At 49.4% G+C, this 18,544-nt stretch carries 15 protein-coding genes; 9 read left to right on the forward strand and 6 right to left on the reverse strand.

Going from position 1 to position 18,544, the window contains the following annotated elements; all coding sequences use genetic code 11:
- Positions 1 to 26: 26 nt before the first annotated feature.
- On the forward strand, positions 27 to 356 hold the full coding sequence (locus EA58_RS03000) for a YbaB/EbfC family nucleoid-associated protein (protein ID WP_036748767.1): 330 nt from the start codon (positions 27 to 29) through the stop codon (positions 354 to 356).
- Positions 357 to 359: 3 nt separating this feature from the next.
- Positions 360 to 962 (forward strand): recombination mediator RecR, encoded by a 603-nt coding sequence (gene recR / locus EA58_RS03005; RefSeq protein ID WP_036748770.1) that lies wholly within the window; start codon positions 360 to 362, stop codon positions 960 to 962.
- Positions 963 to 1,016: 54 nt separating this feature from the next.
- On the opposite strand, the gene EA58_RS03010 is transcribed toward recR, so the two are convergent.
- Positions 1,017 to 1,568, reverse strand: coding sequence for a regulatory protein ToxS (locus EA58_RS03010; RefSeq protein WP_036748773.1), 552 nt, complete (start codon positions 1,566 to 1,568; stop codon positions 1,017 to 1,019).
- The gene (locus EA58_RS03015; RefSeq protein WP_036748776.1) at positions 1,553 to 2,509 is read right to left on the reverse strand and encodes a transcriptional regulator; all 957 of its coding nucleotides are present in this window, start codon (positions 2,507 to 2,509) and stop codon (positions 1,553 to 1,555) included. Before EA58_RS03015 ends, EA58_RS03010 begins: the two co-directional genes overlap by 16 nt.
- A gap of 164 nt (positions 2,510 to 2,673) precedes the next feature.
- Here EA58_RS03015 and htpG point away from each other — a divergent pair, with 164 nt between their 5' ends.
- The 7 genes from htpG to gnd all read left to right on the forward strand — a co-directional run bounded on the left by htpG (position 2,674) and on the right by gnd (position 12,253).
- Positions 2,674 to 4,572: a molecular chaperone HtpG gene (htpG, locus tag EA58_RS03020; protein ID WP_036748779.1), complete on the forward strand. Its 1,899-nt coding sequence runs from the start codon at positions 2,674 to 2,676 to the stop codon at positions 4,570 to 4,572.
- 163 nt (positions 4,573 to 4,735) lie between these two features.
- Positions 4,736 to 5,383, forward strand: a complete 648-nt coding sequence (gene adk, locus EA58_RS03025) for an adenylate kinase (protein ID WP_036748781.1) — start codon at positions 4,736 to 4,738, stop codon at positions 5,381 to 5,383.
- A gap of 160 nt (positions 5,384 to 5,543) precedes the next feature.
- On the forward strand, positions 5,544 to 6,512 hold the full coding sequence (gene hemH / locus EA58_RS03030; RefSeq protein ID WP_036748783.1) for a ferrochelatase: 969 nt from the start codon (positions 5,544 to 5,546) through the stop codon (positions 6,510 to 6,512).
- A 121-nt stretch (positions 6,513 to 6,633) separates the two neighbouring features.
- A complete protein-coding gene (locus EA58_RS03035; protein ID WP_036748784.1) occupies positions 6,634 to 7,935 on the forward strand; it encodes an inosine/guanosine kinase in 1,302 nt (433 codons plus the stop codon).
- 637 nt (positions 7,936 to 8,572) lie between these two features.
- Complete coding sequence (gene zwf / locus EA58_RS03040; protein WP_036748785.1) at positions 8,573 to 10,072, forward strand: glucose-6-phosphate dehydrogenase; 1,500 nt, start codon at positions 8,573 to 8,575, stop codon at positions 10,070 to 10,072.
- A 2-nt stretch (positions 10,073 to 10,074) separates the two neighbouring features.
- A complete protein-coding gene (pgl, locus tag EA58_RS03045) occupies positions 10,075 to 10,800 on the forward strand; it encodes a 6-phosphogluconolactonase (RefSeq protein WP_036748786.1) in 726 nt (241 codons plus the stop codon).
- 4 nt (positions 10,801 to 10,804) lie between these two features.
- Positions 10,805 to 12,253 (forward strand): decarboxylating NADP(+)-dependent phosphogluconate dehydrogenase, encoded by a 1,449-nt coding sequence (gene gnd, locus EA58_RS03050; protein ID WP_036748787.1) that lies wholly within the window; start codon positions 10,805 to 10,807, stop codon positions 12,251 to 12,253.
- A gap of 240 nt (positions 12,254 to 12,493) precedes the next feature.
- Here the strand turns inward: gnd and asnB are convergent, their stop codons facing one another.
- The 4 genes from asnB to nagA form a co-directional block, all read right to left on the reverse strand.
- Positions 12,494 to 14,167 carry an asparagine synthase B gene (asnB, locus tag EA58_RS03055; RefSeq protein ID WP_036748789.1) on the reverse strand — a complete coding sequence of 558 codons (1,674 nt, stop codon included), beginning with the start codon at positions 14,165 to 14,167 and terminating at the stop codon, positions 12,494 to 12,496.
- A gap of 295 nt (positions 14,168 to 14,462) precedes the next feature.
- Positions 14,463 to 16,049: a cation:proton antiporter family protein gene (locus EA58_RS03060; RefSeq protein ID WP_036748791.1), complete on the reverse strand. Its 1,587-nt coding sequence runs from the start codon at positions 16,047 to 16,049 to the stop codon at positions 14,463 to 14,465.
- Positions 16,050 to 16,186: 137 nt separating this feature from the next.
- Positions 16,187 to 17,404 (reverse strand): DNA-binding transcriptional regulator NagC, encoded by a 1,218-nt coding sequence (nagC, locus tag EA58_RS03065; RefSeq protein ID WP_036748793.1) that lies wholly within the window; start codon positions 17,402 to 17,404, stop codon positions 16,187 to 16,189.
- A gap of 2 nt (positions 17,405 to 17,406) precedes the next feature.
- Positions 17,407 to 18,543 (reverse strand): N-acetylglucosamine-6-phosphate deacetylase, encoded by a 1,137-nt coding sequence (gene nagA, locus EA58_RS03070; protein WP_036748795.1) that lies wholly within the window; start codon positions 18,541 to 18,543, stop codon positions 17,407 to 17,409.
- Position 18,544: the final 1 nt, after the last annotated feature.

Below are 18,544 nucleotides of genomic sequence, written 5' to 3' on the forward strand. Positions count from 1 at the left end.
GAACCAGACCCATAGAGAGAGAAGATATGTTTGGTAAAGGTGGTATGGCGAACATGATGAAGCAGGCGCAGCAAATGCAAGAGCGCATGCAGAAGATGCAAGAAGAAATCGCCAACATGGAAGTGACTGGTGAAGCTGGTGCCGGCATGGTGAAAGTGACACTGACTGGCAGCCATAGTGTGCGTCGTGTTGAGCTGGATGACAGCCTGATGGAAGACGACAAAGATATGCTGGAAGATCTGATTGCTGCTGCATTCAATGATGCTGCACGTCGTATCGAAGAAGCTCAGAAAGAAAAAATGGCCAGCGTGACAGGCGGTATGAACCTGCCAGCCGGCTTTAAGATGCCTTTCTAATCAATGCGCACCAGTCCGTTACTTGAGCAGTTGATGGACGCGCTGCGCTGCTTGCCCGGCGTCGGGCCAAAGTCTGCGCAGCGTATGGCCTTCAGTCTTTTGCAACGCAACCGTCAGAGAGGCCTGCAATTGGCTGATGTGTTGGGTAAAGCCATGACTGAAATTGGCCATTGCCGTGATTGCCGCACTTTTACAGAAGAAGATGTGTGCGCAATTTGTGAGAATCCGCGCCGTCAGGAAAGCGGGCAGATCTGTGTGGTGGAAAGCCCGGCTGATATTATGGCCGTTGAAGCCACCGGACAATTCTCCGGCCGCTATTTTGTGTTGATGGGGCATTTGTCACCCCTGGATGGCATCGGTCCGAGTGATATCGGGCTGGATATGCTGGAATACCGTTTGCAAAATGAGTCGATCGCAGAGCTGATTCTGGCGACTAATCCGACGGTCGAGGGAGAGGCAACCGCACACTATATTGCTGAGCTATGTCAGGCCTATCAGGTGCCAGCCAGTCGTATCGCCCATGGTGTCCCTGTGGGCGGCGAGCTGGAGCTGGTCGATGGGACAACATTGTCCCATTCGATTGCCGGACGGCAGAAGCTGTATTAAATCACATATGTCTGTGGCGAATTTTAAAACCGACGTTTATCGTCGGTTTTTTCGTTAAGGAATGGCATTCAGGACTTGTGAACGGGTATTCAGTCCGGTTAACAAAACTGATTTTTTTCCCATCATATCGACCCGGTTACTCTGCTCTGCATTGATCTGAAAATATTGATAAATAGACTGGATCTGTTCTGCGTTAAACGCGCTTTCATCCCCGGTTTTCAATTCTGAAAATTGTTCCGGACGAACCTGCAGATAACCACCGCTAACCTCCCAATAGCCGGATTCAGTGATCGTCAGATGAAGTTGTGTGTGATTCTGATTGGTCATGGTCATGCGGGTGACTCGTGAATAGCTATGGTTCGGCAAGAACAGAACCAGACTTTTTTCTGTCAGTTTTTTCAAGTGGCTAAGGCCGGGAACTGCCGTTGAAGCCACGTTGGTGACGGTGTAGGACTCCCAGTCATGGGATGCCAGGAAACGGTTCAGCCGATGATCGCTCTTGAAAAAGTAATAGAGACTACCGAAGAGGATCAGTGCCAGTAAAACCAGCAGGGCCGCCGGAATGTATGTTTGATTCACCTCGGAGCGGGTTACAGAACGCGGCATGGCGGCTCCCTTTCCTTGTTCAGTGTCACAATGGTGAGTGTCATATTTTTCCGGTAGTCAGCCGGTTCGTAAATCAGATTGATCCAAAGCTGGTTGTGTTCCCCGCCGGTCACAATGACTTTGGCCGGAACGGGTGTCTGACTGGGACTGTCAGCTTGGCGGTGAGTTTCAATACATTGTCTGATCAGCGGATACCATGCATCGGTGATGGTGGTCTCATCAGGGATAAGGACGGGTATCCCTTGATATCTGAACGCCAGGTAGAATGCGCTGGAAGTCGGCGGTTGGCTCAGGTAAGCCCAGATGGGCAGCACAATACATAAGAGCAACACGGCGATCCTGCTGAACAGATATCGGGGCTGACGGATGTCTGTTCGGTGTTCGTGATTGAGTGCGGATGAGCTTGCCGGGTTGGCCGGCGCTGAATCATTTTCTAAAGCCTGTTCATCGGATGGCGCTGTCTTGGTTGGAGCAACTGTGGCAGGCACAGTCGTATCCGGAACAATGATGTGTGAGTCAAGGATAGCATCCGGTGCCTGTTCATTGTGTTGTGTGTGCTTGGGCTGAGTTTCATCTGGGTCGTCGGAGGGGTCATCAATCCGATCGACACTGGCAATCATTTGGTAGCCACGTTTCGGGATGGTTTTGATAAATGCAGGAGAGCGGGTTGAATCTTTCAGGTATCGTCGCAGGGTCGAAATGGCTTGCGTCAGACTGGAATCATCCACTTCGAATCCTTGCTCCCGCCAGATATAGTCATACATCTGCTGCCGGGAAATAATTGTTCCCGGTTCTGCCAGCATCCGGTGTAATGCCCGGCTTTCATTGATCCCTAAATGGATGGCGTCTTCTTCAGACTGAGTGTTGTCGATCAGGCTATTGTGGTGTGGTGAAAAGATAAATCTTTTTCCAATCAGGAATTTATGGTGTGTCTGTTCCATGCCTAACCTATTCGTTTAATGTGTTATTTTTTTCTGGAACGCTGACAACAGTATGAATCGTTCAGTGATAATCGAACAGAAATTTAGCCGGCAGGTCTTGAAAATGATTGGCGTGCCCATATCTAGGTTTCAGTAATGACGTAAACATGGATTACGGAGTTCAAATGAGCGAGCAAACCCTGGAAAAGAATAAAGAGACACGTGGCTTTCAATCTGAAGTGAAGCAATTGCTTCATTTAATGATCCATTCACTGTACTCAAATAAAGAGATTTTTTTACGGGAGCTGATTTCCAATGCTTCCGATGCGGCGGATAAACTGCGTTTTCGTGCGCTTTCCGCCCCTGAATTATATGAAAATGATGGCGAACTGGCTGTTCGTCTGTCCTTCGATGAAAAAGCCGGTACGGTGACGATCAGCGATAACGGTATCGGGATGACCCGTGACGAGGTGATTGAACACCTGGGTACTATCGCAAAATCGGGGACGAAAGACTTTTTCGCCAAGCTGAGTGAAGAGCAAACGAAAGACTCACAACTGATTGGTCAGTTTGGTGTGGGTTTCTATTCTTCCTTTATCGTTGCTGATGCTGTGACGGTGAACACCCGTGCAGCGGGTGCAGCCGTAGATCAGGCGGTGTGCTGGCATTCAACCGGTGAAGGCGACTACACCGTTGAAAATATCGAAAAAGCGACGCGCGGAACTGAAATTATTCTGCACCTGCGTGAAGATGAAAAAGAATTCCTGAGCGAATACCGCCTGCGCGATATCATCAGTAAATATTCGGATCACATTGGGATTCCGGTCCTGATGGAAACGGCCGAACGCGATGAGGAAGGCCAGGAAACCGGTAAGAAGTGGGAGCAGGTCAATAAGGCCCAGGCACTGTGGACTCGTAGTAAATCTGAGATTTCAGATGAAGAATATCAAGAGTTCTACAAGCATGTTTCTCATGATTATGCTGAACCACTGAGCTGGAGCCACAACCGTGTGGAAGGCCAGCAAGATTACACCAGCCTGCTGTATATTCCGTCAAAAGCGCCGTTTGACTTATATAACCGTGACAGCAAGCATGGCCTGAAACTGTATGTACAGCGCGTTTTCATTATGGATGACGCTGAACAGTTCATGCCGATGTACCTGCGCTTTATGCGTGGTCTGATTGATTCAAATGATCTGCCGCTGAACGTGTCCCGTGAAATCCTGCAGGATAACAAGGTCACGCAGGCGCTGCGGAAAGCCTGTACCAAGCGCGCATTGTCGATGCTGGAAAAACTGGCGAAGAAAGAAGACGACTATCTGCGCTTCTGGACCGAGTTCGGTCAGGTACTGAAAGAGGGTGCGGCAGAAGATTTCGCAAACCGTGAAAAAATTGCCGGCCTGTTGCGTTTCAGCACGACTCACAATGACACTGCTGAGCAAACTGTGTCTCTGGCAGATTACGTCAGCCGGATGAAAGAAGGTCAGGACAAGATTTACTACATCACGGCAGACAGCTTCAATGCGGCGAAGAACAGTCCTCACCTGGAGCAGTTCCGCCGGAAGGGGCTGGAAGTTGTGCTGATGCATGACCGCATCGATGAATGGCTGATGGGTTACTTGCCTGAGTTTGACGGGAAGCAGTTCCAGTCCATCACCAAAGCCGGTCTGGATCTGTCCAGCTTTGAAGGTGAGGAAGAAAAAGAAGCGCAGAAACAGACAGAAGAAGCATTTTCGTCTGTTGTTGAGCGTACCAAAGCCTATCTGGGCGAGCGTGTACAGGATGTACGAACGACCTTCAAACTGCAGGATACCCCAGCCGTTGTCGTGACTGACGAAAATGAGATGGGAACACAGATGGCGAAATTACTGGCAGCTGCCGGTCATGAAGCGCCTGAAGTGAAGTACATCTTTGAGCTGAATCCAAATCATCCGGTGGTGAACCGGATGGCGGATGAAGCCGATGAAGAAGCTTTCGGCCGTTGGGTTGAAATGCTGCTTGGTCAGGCGATGCTGGCGGAACGTGGGTCGATGGAAGATCCATCTCAGTTCCTGTCGGCAGTGAACAAACTGCTGGCTCAGTAAAAACTGAACGGGCGCAGATCTGCGCCCGTTTTGCTTCAAAGAGTATGCTGATAAAGAATGTAAACGCTGGGCTGTTTCGGCAGCGGACTTGCGAGTATGGTCTAATCAGTGTATTTTTCTGACTTTCCAAAACTCCGGCTAATTTCTAGAAAAGGGGATCAAGATGCGCATCATTCTTCTGGGCGCTCCAGGTGCAGGTAAAGGCACACAGGCACAATTCATTATGGAGAAGTTTGGCATTCCTCAAATTTCGACGGGTGATATGCTGCGTGCGGCAATCAAAGCGGGTACTGAGCTGGGTAAACAAGCGAAAGCCGTGATTGACGCAGGTCAGCTGGTGTCTGACGATATTATTCTGGGTCTGGTCAAAGAGCGTATTGCTGAAGACGACTGTGCAAAAGGCTTCCTGCTGGACGGTTTTCCACGCACGATTCCTCAGGCTGATGGTCTGAAAGAGATCGGTGTTGCTGTGGACTACGTGATTGAATTCGATGTACCAGACAGCGTGATTGTTGAGCGTATGGCTGGCCGTCGTGTTCACCTGGCATCTGGCCGGACTTATCATGCGGTTTACAATCCACCAAAAGTGGAAGGTCAGGATGACGTGACTGGTGAACCGCTTGTGATTCGTGAAGATGATAAAGAAGAAACAGTTCGTGCACGTCTGGGTGTTTACCACGACCAAACTGCACCACTGATCAGCTACTACAGCAAAGAAGCGGAAGCAGGCAACACGACTTACATCAAGATTGACGGCACACAACCAGTGGCTAATGTAAGCGCAGAACTGGCGGCAGCACTGTCGAAGTAATGTGATTTCATGCTTTGCGGTATTGAGACCGCAGGTATAGAACACAGTAAAAAGCGAGGAGTGAATCACTCCTCGCTTTTTTTTGCCCGCTGATGCAAATCAATCGCTGAGTGGTACACTGTTGCTGCGATAGAAGATGAATATGACCCTGTAGGTGAAGATGGAAAATCAAGGTATTGGCGTACTTTTAGTGAATCTGGGTACGCCGGATGAAGCGACACCTGCCGCCGTGAAGCGGTTTCTGGCAGAGTTTCTGAGTGACCCGCGTGTTGTTGATCTGTCCCCCTGGATATGGCGTCCAGTTCTGTTCGGCGCGATTTTACCCATTCGTTCTCCGAAAGTGGCAAAACTGTATCAGTCCGTCTGGATGGAAGAAGGTTCGCCGCTGATGGTGTATTCTCAGCGGCAGCGGGATGCGCTGGAAGCGCGGCTCGGTATGCCTGTAGCGCTGGGAATGACTTACGGGAACCCGAGCATTCAGTCGGCGCTGGCAAAACTGAGTGATCAGGGGTGCCGTAAAATCGTGGTTTTGCCTTTATATCCGCAGTATTCGCGGACGACGACTGCACCTGTGTTTGACAAAATTGCCGTCAGTTTGAAGCAAACAGCCTATCTGCCGGAGCTCAGGTTTGTTCCGCATTATCAGGATCATCCGGCTTACATTGCTGCGCTCGCTGCGTCTGTGTCAGATTTTTGGGCAGAGCAGGGTGAACCAGACTATCTGCTTTGTTCCTACCATGGTATCCCTAAACGCTACGCCGATCTGGGCGATCCTTATCCGGTTCACTGTAATGAGACGACAGCGTTGCTGGCTGAATCTCTGGGAATGCCCAGGGAGAAAATGAGCATGAGTTATCAGTCGATTTTTGGCCGGGAAGAATGGCTGAAGCCTTATACGGAGCCGACAATGATTGAATTGGCTCAAAAAGGGGTGAAACGACTGGATGTGGTGTGTCCGGCTTTTTCAGTAGATTGCCTGGAAACCATTGAAGAGATTGCAGAAGGGGGCAAAGAAGCCTTTCTGAAAGCCGGGGGGGAAACCTTCAATCTCATTCCGTGTCTGAATGACAGTTCAGCACATATCGCTATGATGGAAGCATTGGTTCAGCAGCAGATCCAAAGTTGGTAACCTTTTCTTAACTTGTGTGAATACTATGATTCGGCTCTCACTAATTGTGTGAGCCATTTCTTCATTGTTCTATATTTTGTGATATCATCCGCAAGTTTTTTCTACCCGGCAGCGCGATATCATGAAATTTCCTGGTCAACGTAAATCAAAACACTATTTTCCTGTTCATGCTCGAGATCCCCTTCTGACTCAGGCCAGCAGCAGGCCTCTCGCCCGTACGCACGTGGTCGGCATTGATCAGACCTTGGTGGATATTGAAGCCTGTGTCGATGATGAATTCCTGAATCGCTACTCACTCAGTAAAGGCCATTCTCTGGTCATTGCTGAGGATGCGGCTGAAGCGCTGTATCGTGAACTGAAAGAAAATGACCTGATTCGACATGAGTTTGCCGGTGGCACCATTGGTAATACGCTCCATAATTATTCTGTACTGGCGGATGATAAATCGGTTCTGCTTGGGGTGATGAGTCAGGATATTCAGATTGGCAGCTATGCCTACCGGTATCTGGTGAACACTTCCAGTCGGATGGACCTGAACCATCTTCAGCCGGTTGATGGCCCGATCGGTCGTTGTTTTGCATTGATTACACCCGATGGTGAGCGTACCTTTGCCATTAACGAAGGTCGGATGAACCAGCTGGAGCCAGACAACATTTCTGAATCCATTTTTGAGCGTGCTTCTGCGCTGGTTCTGACGGCGTATCTGGTTCGCTGCAAAGAAGGCGATCCAATGCCGGAAGCGACAATGCGTGCTATCGAATATGCGAAAAAATACGATGTGCCTGTTGTTCTGACCCTGGGCACCAAGTTTGTGATTGCTGACGATCCGCAGTGGTGGCGCGATTTTCTGAAAGAACATGTCACTGTTGTTGCAATGAACGAGGACGAGGCGGAAGCCCTGACCGGGTATGCTGATCCGTTGCAAGCTTCAGATAAAGCATTGGATTGGGTCGATTTTGTGTTGTGTACCGCTGGTCCGGTCGGCCTGTATACTGCCGGATATACGGAAGACAGCACCAAGCGAAAAACCAGTCTGCCGTTGTTACCGGGTGAAATTCCAGAATTCAATCGCTATGAATTCAGCCGGCCAATGATGAAAGCAGGTTGTGAAACGCCAATTCGGGTGTATTCGCATATTGCGCCATACATGGGTGGCCCTGAGCGTATCAAGAATACCAATGGCGCAGGGGACGGTGCTTTGTCCGCGCTGCTGCACGACATGGCTGCGAATCGTTATCACAAAGAAAATGTGCCGAAATCCAGTAAGCACAGCTACGATTTCCTGACGTATTCTTCTTTTTCGCAGATTTGTCTGTACTCAAACCGAGTCAGTTATGAAGTTCTGGCGCAGCATTCACCACGCCTGTCGCGTGGTTTGCCTGAGCGGGAAGACAGTCTGGAAGAAGCCTACTGGGAACGTTAATTCTGATAGCTTCCACCTGTTAGCAAAAAACCGTCATTGTGACGGTTTTTTGCTATCTGGAGAGGAACAAAATGACAATTTCATACGGTGAATTTCACTGAAAAATGCAAGCAAACGATTTCGTGATGATAGGTTTTGTTAATTACTTTCAGAAAACCCTCAGGATACCGTTGACAGCACGTCATGATGAGATTGGGCAGTTTCAAGCAATTTTTGACTGAGCTTCACAGGACTCGTATCGACGTAAATCAAATTTCAGTTCAGATTTTTTTTCACAGGCGAAAAAATTAATCCGCCAGATTTCGGTCATTTTAAATGCATTTTTCTTGTTTTTTTTGTTCATTCGGATCAGGTCCGGCCATGATATGGCAGAAAGGGGATGGCCAAAAAGGCGGAGTGAGATATTTTCTCAGGCCATGATGTTCCAGTTTTTACGTCAATTGATAGAATTAGCGGGATGTAACTTTGTGACAAATGCAGCTATAGTGTGCTTCACCCTGGGTTAACCCCCATTTTGATAGGTTTAGACTATTAAATTGAGAGGCCAGGACATCGGCATACTGTCGTTCTGAATGTTATGCTTTGCCGGACTTTCAACCCGTCAAACCTGTACACCTGTTAGGGAAAGAAAAAGAACATGGTCATACCTGAAAACAGCGATATCGTTATTTTTGGCGCCTCAGGCGATCTGACATATCGTAAGCTTATCCCAGCGCTGTATCATCTGTATGTCAATCAGATGTTACCTTCTGATTTCTCTATCCTTGGCGTCAGCCGTACCGCTCACAGCGATGAGGAATACAGAGAAAAAGTTCGGGCCTCTCTGCTGAAAACCGAGAAGACCGATCCTGAGAAGCTGGCCGAGTTTTGTCAGCATGTTGGTTATCAGGCCATCAACACGCTTGATTGTGATGACTATGGTAAGTTGCAACAACGACTGCAAGAAAAAGCTGCGCAATCTGACACCCCCCGTAATAGCCTCTTCTATCTCGCCACGCCCCCAAGCCTGTACGATGTCATCCCAGCCAGTCTGGCGGCCCATGGCCTGAATGATGAAAGTACTGGCTGGAAACGCCTGATCATTGAAAAGCCTTTTGGATATGATCTGGAGACGGCTCAGGAACTTGATAAGAAGCTGCATCAGCATTTCAAGGAAAGTCAGATTTTCCGGATCGATCACTATCTGGGGAAAGAAACCGTACAGAATCTACTGGTTTTCCGTTTTGCGAACGGTATGTTCGAGCCACTTTGGAACCGTAATTTCATTGATTATGTGGAAATTACAGCCGCAGAGTTTCTCGGAGTAGAAGAGCGTGGCGGTTATTACGATAACGCCGGCGCCGTCCGTGACATGCTGCAGAATCACCTGCTTCAGGTGCTGGCGATGGTTGCCATGGAGCCGCCATCAGCAATTAACGGGAACGCGATGCGTGACGAAGTGGCCAAAGTGCTGAACAGCCTGCAGCCACTGTCGGATGAAGACCTGCGTCAGAATCTGGTGCTGGGGCAGTACACCGCATCTGAACTGCGGGGCAAAGAACTGCCTGGTTACCGTGAAGAGCCTGGTGTTTCTGAAGAATCCCGTACTGAAACTTATGTGGGTCTGAAAGCTTTCATCAACAACTGGCGCTGGAATGGTGTGCCATTCTATATCCGGACGGGTAAACGTCTGCCCACGCGAGTGACCGAAGTCGTCATTCACTTTAAGAAAACGCCTCACCCTGTATTCGGGAAAGATGCGCCGGATAATAAACTGGTGCTTCGTATTCAGCCGGATGAAGGCATTTTGATGAACTTTGCTCTGAAACGTCCGGGTGCTGGCTTCAAAACTCAGGAAGTTGCGATGGACTTCCGTTACGACGAACTGGTGGACAGCAACGTCCTGACTGCTTATGAGCGTCTGTTGCTGGATGCAATGGGTGGCGATTCAACGCTATTCGCTCGTAGCGATGCGGTTGAAGCCTGCTGGCGCTATGTCCAGCCAATCCTGTCATTCAATCAGGACCCGCATGCACTGTTTGGCTATGCTTGTGGAACCTGGGGCCCGAAAGAGGCGGACGAACTGCTGGCCCGTGACAATCGAGCCTGGCGTTTTCCGTGTTCAAATCTGACCAACACTGAATATTGCGAGCTTTAATCATGACTGAGCTGAAAATTCATGACAATGCGGAAGCCGTTGTTCAAAGCCTGGCAGATGAGCTGATGGCCATCAGCCAGCAGAACACACCGGTTCATGTTTCGCTGTCGGGTGGCAGTACGCCGAAACAATTGTTTTCTGCGTTGGCGCAAGCGCCTTATGCCGAAGGGGTAAACTGGAAAAATCTGCATTTCTGGTGGGGGGACGAGCGTTGCGTCGCCCCGGATGATGCAGAAAGTAACTATGGCTGTGCGCAGTCACTGCTGTTTGATCATGTCGCCATTCCTGCAGAAAACATTCACCGTATCCGGGGTGAGGATGACCCTCAGGCGGAAGCCAAGCGCTTTGCCGAAGAGATGCTGGCTGTGATTCCGTCTGAACACGGCCTGCCAGTGTTTGACTGGATTCTGCTGGGTGTCGGTGATGATGGTCATACCGCATCTCTGTTCCCGGGACAGACAAATTACGATGAGCCTGCACTGAGTTTGGTGGCACCTCATCCGCAAAGTGGTCAGTTACGTGTGAGTAAATCTGCACGTGTGCTGGAAGCCGCAAAACGAATTTCTTATCTGGTCATTGGTGCAGGGAAAACTGACATTGTGGAAGAAATCCACACACAACCTGCCGAGACCTTGCCTTACCCGGCCGCAAAAATTCAGGCCCGTAACGGTAAAACAGAATGGTATTTGGATGCAGTAGCAGCCAGTAAGTTAGCGATTGGAGAATAAAAGAATGAAAGGTGATATTGGTGTAATCGGCCTTGCCGTGATGGGCCAGAACCTGATCCTGAACATGGATGACCATGGTTTTAAGGTCGTTGCGCATAACCGTACAGCTGCCAAAGTCGACGAATTTCTGAACGGACCTGCAAAAGGCACCAAGATTGAAGGTGCTTATAGCCTGCAGGAGCTGGTGGACAAACTGGAAGCGCCACGCAAAATCATGCTGATGGTGCGTGCCGGTGACGTGGTTGACAGCTTCATTGAGCAACTGATTCCGCTGCTGGATAAAGGCGATATCATCATTGATGGTGGTAACTCGAACTATCCGGACAGCATCCGCCGTGTGGATTATCTGAAAGAGAAAGGTCTGCGTTTCATCGGTGCTGGTGTTTCCGGTGGTGAAGAGGGTGCGCGTTTCGGACCTTCCATCATGCCTGGTGGTGATGCAGAAGCTTGGCCGTTCGTGAAGCCGATTTTCCAGGCGATTGCTGCCAAGACAGAACAAGGTGAGCCTTGCTGTGACTGGGTTGGCGAATCTGGTGCTGGTCATTTCGTGAAGATGGTACACAACGGGATTGAATACGGTGATATGCAGCTGATCAGCGAAGCTTATCACTTCATGAAGACCGGTCTGGGCATGACTCATGAAGAAATGGAACAAGCGTTCCGTGACTGGAATGCGACTGAACTGAACAGCTACCTGATCGAAATCACAGCCGATATCCTGGCTTACCGTGATGAAGATGGTGAGCCGCTGGTTGAGAAAATCATGGACTCAGCTGGCCAGAAAGGGACAGGTAAATGGACAGGCATCAATGCACTGGACATGGGTATCCCACTGACGCTGATCACTGAGTCTGTCTTTGCTCGTTGCCTGTCTTCTCTGAAAGACCAGCGTGAAGACGCCGAGAAGCTGTTCAACAAGACGGTTGAGCCAGTGGAAGGTGACAAGGCTGAGTGGCTGGAAGCGGTTCGTCAGGCGCTGCTGGCGTCGAAGATTATCTCTTACGCACAAGGCTTCATGCTGATGCGTCAGGCTTCTGAGGAGAATAACTGGAACCTGAATTACGGTAATGTTGCGCTGATGTGGCGTGGCGGCTGTATTATTCGTTCTGCATTCCTGGGCAACATCCGCGATGCTTTCGATAATGCTCCTTCACTGGCGTTCCTGGGCTCCGATCCATACTTCAAAGCGATTCTGGATAACAGCATGAAGTCATGGCGTAAAGTGGCAGCGAAATCTCTGGAAATCGGCCTGCCAATGCCATGCCTGACATCAGCACTGACCTTCCTGGATGGTTACACCACTGCACGTCTGCCAGCAAACATGTTGCAGGCTCAGCGTGACTACTTCGGTGCGCACACCTATGAGCGTATCGACCAGCCTCGTGGCCAGTACTTCCACACCAACTGGACCGGTACAGGTGGTGACACGGCATCAACAACTTACGACGTGTAAGTTGAACAATCTTCAGTGATGACAAAAGGAGCCCGCGAGGCTCCTTTTTTGTACTTGTACTTGTACTTGCACTTGTTGTACATGTACTTTGCTTTTGGAAATCGCTGTCTGGGGTTCAGAGAACGTACTGAGATGCAGGAAAAGAGAAAGGGGCCTTCCTGGCCCCTTTGAGGTTGCCTTCGCATGCGGAGATAAGGCAAGCAAAGACGGACGCGCTCTTGGATGGAGTAACGCTCGGTCTTAAGCCTTCTGATAGGCTTCGTTGTGGACGGCTGCAACGGCGCGACCTGATGGGTCTACACTGTTCTTAAAGCTTTCGTCCCACTCAATCGCCTTGGCAGAAGAACAGGCAATTGAAGGGCCACCCGGGACACATTTTGCTGCGTCTTCCAGCGGGAACAGCTCCTCAAAGATTTCACGATATACGTATGCTTCCTTGGTTGTTGGCGTGTTATACGGGAAACGGAAGCGGGCTGTTTCCAGTTGTTGATCCGTCACTTTCGCAGCAGCCACTTCTTTCAGGGTGTCAATCCAGCTATAGCCAACACCATCAGAGAACTGTTCTTTCTGGCGCCACGCGACTGACTCTGGCAGCAGGTCGCCGAAACACTCGCGAATGATGTGTTTTTCCATTTTCCCGTTACCGCACATTTTGTCCTGTGGGTTGATGCTCATCGCGACTTCCAGGAATTCTTTATCCAGGAATGGGACACGCGCTTCGATACCCCAGGCCGCCATGGATTTGTTTGCACGGGCACAGTCGAACATGTTCAGCGCCAGTAGCTTACGGACTGTTTCTTCATGAAACTCCTGAGCGTCTGGTGCTTTATGGAAGTACAGATAACCGCCGAAGACTTCGTCAGCACCTTCACCAGACAGAACCATTTTGATCCCCATCGCGCGGATTTTACGGGACATCAGGTACATAGGGGTTGATGCACGGATGGTTGTCACATCATATGTTTCGATGTGGTAAATCACATCCCGGATGGCGTCCAGACCTTCCTGAATAGTGTAAGTGAGTTCATGGTGGACAGTGCCAATATGATCGGCCACCTTCCGAGCGGCTTTCAGATCTGGCGCACCTTCCAGGCCAACTGCGAATGAGTGCAGGGTTGGCCACCAGGCATCCGATTGTTCGTTGTCTTCAATACGACGTGATGCAAATTGCTTGGTAATCGCAGAAATCACGGATGAATCAAGGCCGCCAGACAGTAATACACCGTAAGGAACATCGGTCATCAGCTGGCGCTTCACGGCACTTTCCAGTGCTGATTTCAGTTTTTCTTTGTTTGTTTCAGCATCGGTGACAGCGTCAAAGCTCATCCAGTCACGTTTGTAGTAACGAACAGGCTCACCTTTTTTGCTCCACAGGAAATGGCCGGGAGGAAACTCGCTAATCGTTTTACAAACAGGGACCAGCGCTTTCATCTCAGAAGCGACATAGTAGTTTCCATGTTCATCGTGGCCATGATAGAGCGGAATGATACCGATATGGTCACGACCAATCAGATAGGCATCTTCTTCGGCATCGTACAGAATGAAGCCAAAAATACCGTTCAGGTAGTCCAGTAGCTCCGGGCCTTTTTCTTTGTAAAGTGCCAGGATGATTTCACAGTCAGATTCAGTTTGAAACGGATAGTCAGCGGCCAGTTCTGCTTGCAAATCTTTATGGTTGTATATTTCGCCGTTGACGGCCAGCACATGCGTACGGTCGGCGTTGTACAGAGGCTGTTCACCGCTGTTCAGGTCGACAATGGCCAAACGCTCATGGGCAAGGATGGCTTTATCAGATGAATAAATGCCAGACCAGTCTGGTCCACGGTGACGCATTTTCTTCGACATGGCCAGCGCGGTTTCACGCAGGGCCGTTGGGTCGCTTTTAATATCTAGAATCCCGAATACTGAGCACATACTGACTACTCCAACACTTGGTTAAATTGGGTGAAACAAAGCCTGAATGAAGAAAGGGTATTGTTATTGTCCCTCAGCTTTTGTTCCGTTCTGATTGTTAAAATTGCGTATTCAACAAACAAAAGCAACCCAAAACCGCCAATCAATGTAAAAAACACGCCTTTGGTGAATAAATTCTAATAAATTTCGGGTATGCTGAATTTTATTTAGAATCGGTTGGTTTTTTGGGCAGAATTCCGAACGGCCGCTGTACGGCCATTCGGAGAATTCTGAGGATTGGAAAGTATCTGAGAGGTTAAAAGGATTGAATGTCTGCGGTGACTGATTCACAAACATGCCGGGCGAAGCCGTTGCCTGCTTCCCGATAGATGTTGAAAGCTGCATCAACACCCAGTTCGAGGAGTGCCGCTTCTTCATCTTCATATCGGGCAATCGCAGCAATTTTTCCCTTATAGCCAAGTTGGCGGATTTGCTCCAAAGCAAAGGTGTTCGCCTGACTGTGAGGCATTGCCAACAGGATCAGGCGGGTCTGGTGACGGGAAATGACCCGAGCCCAGAAGTCTGGATCGGTTGCATCTCCAAGGATGACGTGGCGGCCTTCTTGAACATGTTGTTCCACAGCTTCTTCGCGGTTTTCGATACCGACCACTTGAGGGCCGAAGCGACGAACCATTTCTTCATAAGCGCCGGTGCCGATCCTGCCCATTCCAAGGATAAGCACTTGCTTTTGGCCGAGATCAATCAGCCGGTCATTCGGGTTGAGTTTTTCTGGCTCAAATTCTTTTAACCAACGTGTGCTTTCCCGGTAGATACGGTGGCTCAGGCTGTTCAAAGGCGCTGACAACAAGAAAGACAGTGAAACGGCGATTGCAATCGCGACCAGAAAGTCGCCTGGTAACCACCCTTGTTGATAGGCAAGTCCGGCAACAATCAGGCCAAACTCACTGTAGTTGAACAGGGTCAGCGTGCCGAGTAATGAGGTCCGGACCCGGAAATGAAAATGGTGGAACACCAGATAGTACAGCAGGCCCTTCAGTGGCAGCAGTAACAGGAGTAGTAGTGCTAGCAGGAACCCTTCCCAGGTGGGGGATTCGGCAAGTCCGATATTGAGGAAAAAGAAAACCAGCAATAATTCTTTTAAGTTAAAGAGCGATTTCGACAGTTCCGATGATTTGGGGTGTGCAGCCAGCAACATGCCCAACACGAGAGCGCCGAGATCAGCCTTCATGCCAACCAGGCTAAAGAGCCCGGCTCCGGCAACCAGAGCCAGAAAAATGCCATAAAGGACCAGCATTTCACCATGTCCGGCTTTATCCAGAATTCTGAACAGAGAAGGACGGAGCAACGGTAAGGCAAACAGGGCCAGTGCGGTGATTTCAGGTAATTTACCCGTTGATGCGGTCAGGAAAACGACAGCGAAAATATCCTGCATGACGAGAACGCCAATGGCGAGTGTGCCATAGGTTGCATTGAGTTCGCCTTTTTCCTGTAACGCCTTGATTGCAAAAACAGTACTGGAAAAGGAGAGCGCGAAGCCAAGTAAGGCCAATTGCGTGAATTCAAGACTGTCGAGGATACCCAGCCCCAATGATTTGAGAGCAAATAGGGCAAAGGTAAAAACAGAGGTCGTCAGAATGTTGTGTATTGTTGCGCCGGCCCAGACTTCTTTTTGCAAAAGGGTTTTAATGTCCAGCTTCAGGCCAATACAAAAGAGCAGAATGGTGACCCCGAGATCTGCAATGGCTGTGATCGTGGGGGTTGTTGAATAGCCGAAAGAGTTCAGAACAAATCCCGCGACCAGGAATCCGACTAACGGGGGGAGTTTGCTTCTAAGTGCTAAATAACCTGCCAGAAAAGCGGCAATGATATAAATCAGGTCCATAATAAAGCTTCGTATCCAGAGCAATAAGAAATGAAATCATTTCAATTGGTTGCATTTATTGGGCCGAATATAACACAGGGTATGCCCTAAAAAAGACATACCCTGTCAACATAATCGTTTTCTAATTGTAACTGTTTTTAATCTTCAAGCAGGCGCTGCAGCAGTACCCCGTTGAGCATTGCCCGTTTGATCATCGAAAATGCACCAATGGTGGGCTGGGTATATAACTGGGATTCCACAATCGGTAAGGACTGATGGAAAGTCGAAAGAGATTGCGTTTCGATACAGCGTCGGATTGCTGGGAAGACGATGTCTTTCGCGAGCGTGATATTTCCGGCCACAACAATCTTTTGCGGGTTAAACAGGTTGATCGTCATCGCCAGGGCTTTGCCTAACTGGTAACCCACTTTCACTAAGGCTTGTGTGGCCAGTTCATCGCCCTGATTTGCCGCTTCACAAATCGCAGGCATGGTCACATCTTCCAGCTTTTGCAAGCTGCTTGGATAGCCTTGATCAAGCAGCGCTTTAACGTGACGAATAATCGCAGGGTCGGCAGCGACGGTTTCCAGGCATCCGAAATTGCCGCATTGGCACTTATCTCCCAGTGGATCAATTTGAATATGGCCAATTTCGCCCACATTCCGGTTATAACCCAGGAATACCTGGCCATTGACGATGATCCCAGCGCCTGTTCCACGGTGAACACTGACAAGAATTGAGTCTCTGCAATCCTGACTTGCGCCAAAGTAGTGTTCGGCCAGCGCCAAACCCCGGATATCATTCCCGACAAAACACGACACACCATATTTGTCTGTAATGATATCGGCCAGCGCCAGGGGAGACTCAATTGTAATATTCGGCATGTACTCGACAATCCCTTTTTCCGGATCGATGAGCCCCGGGAGGGTAATGCCAAATGCGATGAGTTCTTTGAGGATGGACTGATTTGCGCCGATGAATTGGCGGATATGCTCCAAGAGTCCATCAATGAGTTCTTGCTGATTTGAGTAAGGAAAGTGATGTGCCGTACCGGCCAGACTTTTACCGCTTAAATCGTAAAGGGTCATTTCGATATAATCGCGACCCAGCCGGACTGCAATGGAGTGAAAAGGCGCTGACTCTGTGGTGAGTGAAATTGCGCGGCGTCCCCCGGTTGAAGCCTGCTGCGCGACCTCTTTAATGAGGCCGCGTTCAAGCAATTGGCGGGTAATCTTTGTCACACTGGCTGGCGCTAATTGACTGACGTCTGCCACTTGGATTCGAGATATAGGGCCTTGCAAGTCAATGAGCCGGTAAACAGCTGCACTATTTAGCTGTTTTACCAGGTCGACATTACCGATTTGTCCGCCAGTCATAGTTAAGTTTGCTCGTATTTTCCGTTAACCACTGTCGCCCTGACACGGAAATCACGATCAAAAATAGCCAGGTTAGCCACCATGCCTTTTTTGACAGCCCCCAGTTTCTTGTCCACACCAATGGCACGGGCAGGGTAAAGGGTAGCCATACGAATCGCTTCGTCCAGGGCGATACCTACATGTTCAACACTGTTCTGAACGGCTTCAATCATCGTCAGTGCTGAACCGCCAAGTGTGCCGTTTTCATCAACACACTTACCATTTCGGTAATATACTTTCTTACCAACAAAAATAAAGTGATCTATGTCTGCTCCTGCTGGCGCTGTCGCATCCGTCACAAGAATCAGCTTTTCCCTTTTAATTCTGTGAGCTATACGAATATTGGCATAGTCAACGTGGAAGCCATCAGCAATGATGCCTGTGTATACCTCAGGCGTATCGTAAATGGCGCCTACCATTCCCGGCTCACGACCGGCAATGGGAGTCATTGCATTGAACAAGTGGGTGCTAAAGGTGATACCAGCGGCAAAACCTTTGCGAGCTTCTACGTAGGTGGCGTTCGTATGGCCTGCTGAAACCACAATACCGGCATGAGCCAGTTTCTCGATATGTGTCTCGGGTGTTTGTTCAGGTGCCAGGGTCACTTTGGTGATGATGTCTGCGTTTTCACACAGGAAATCAATCATGTCATCATCTGACCTGCGGATGTGCTCCACACTGTGGATGCCTTTTTTCATCACGTTCAGATAGGGCCCTTCAAGGTGAAGGCCTAATGAATGATTTTGATAGCTTTCTTCATATTCACGGGCAGCAAAAACAGCAGCTCTCATGTCTTCATCAGATGAGGTGATCAGTGTCGGAAGGAAGCTGGTGCAACCTGATTGGAGGTTGGCTTTGTGCATGGTGTGGATGGTCTCTGCTGTGATTTCATCGTTGAACATCACACCACCACAGCCATTCAACTGAAGATCAATAAAGCCAGGAGACAGATTTGCTCCATCCAGATCCTGGACAGTAATATCAGCAGGTAGCTTTGCCTCAGGGCATACAGCGTGAATGTTCACTCCGTCAATAATAACAGCGTGGTTATCCAGCACATCGCTCCCGGTAAAAATGCGGCAGTTGGTCAGCGCGTACATG

This window comes from Photobacterium galatheae, assembly GCF_000695255.1.
Taxonomy (GTDB): domain Bacteria; phylum Pseudomonadota; class Gammaproteobacteria; order Enterobacterales; family Vibrionaceae; genus Photobacterium; species Photobacterium galatheae.

Coding starts and splice junctions, on each gene's coding strand:
- zwf (WP_036748785.1), top strand. CDS start 8,573: ATGGTCATACCTGAAAACAGCGATATCGTTATTTTTGGCGCCTCAGGC.
- htpG (WP_036748779.1), top strand. CDS start 2,674: ATGAGCGAGCAAACCCTGGAAAAGAATAAAGAGACACGTGGCTTTCAA.
- gnd (WP_036748787.1), top strand. CDS start 10,805: ATGAAAGGTGATATTGGTGTAATCGGCCTTGCCGTGATGGGCCAGAAC.
- nagA (WP_036748795.1), bottom strand. CDS start 18,543: ATGTACGCGCTGACCAACTGCCGCATTTTTACCGGGAGCGATGTGCTG.
- recR (WP_036748770.1), top strand. CDS start 360: ATGCGCACCAGTCCGTTACTTGAGCAGTTGATGGACGCGCTGCGCTGC.
- EA58_RS03035 (WP_036748784.1), top strand. CDS start 6,634: ATGAAATTTCCTGGTCAACGTAAATCAAAACACTATTTTCCTGTTCAT.
- EA58_RS03000 (WP_036748767.1), top strand. CDS start 27: ATGTTTGGTAAAGGTGGTATGGCGAACATGATGAAGCAGGCGCAGCAA.
- pgl (WP_036748786.1), top strand. CDS start 10,075: ATGACTGAGCTGAAAATTCATGACAATGCGGAAGCCGTTGTTCAAAGC.
- asnB (WP_036748789.1), bottom strand. CDS start 14,167: ATGTGCTCAGTATTCGGGATTCTAGATATTAAAAGCGACCCAACGGCC.
- nagC (WP_036748793.1), bottom strand. CDS start 17,404: ATGACTGGCGGACAAATCGGTAATGTCGACCTGGTAAAACAGCTAAAT.
- EA58_RS03015 (WP_036748776.1), bottom strand. CDS start 2,509: ATGGAACAGACACACCATAAATTCCTGATTGGAAAAAGATTTATCTTT.
- adk (WP_036748781.1), top strand. CDS start 4,736: ATGCGCATCATTCTTCTGGGCGCTCCAGGTGCAGGTAAAGGCACACAG.
- EA58_RS03060 (WP_036748791.1), bottom strand. CDS start 16,049: ATGGACCTGATTTATATCATTGCCGCTTTTCTGGCAGGTTATTTAGCA.
- EA58_RS03010 (WP_036748773.1), bottom strand. CDS start 1,568: ATGCCGCGTTCTGTAACCCGCTCCGAGGTGAATCAAACATACATTCCG.
- hemH (WP_036748783.1), top strand. CDS start 5,544: ATGGAAAATCAAGGTATTGGCGTACTTTTAGTGAATCTGGGTACGCCG.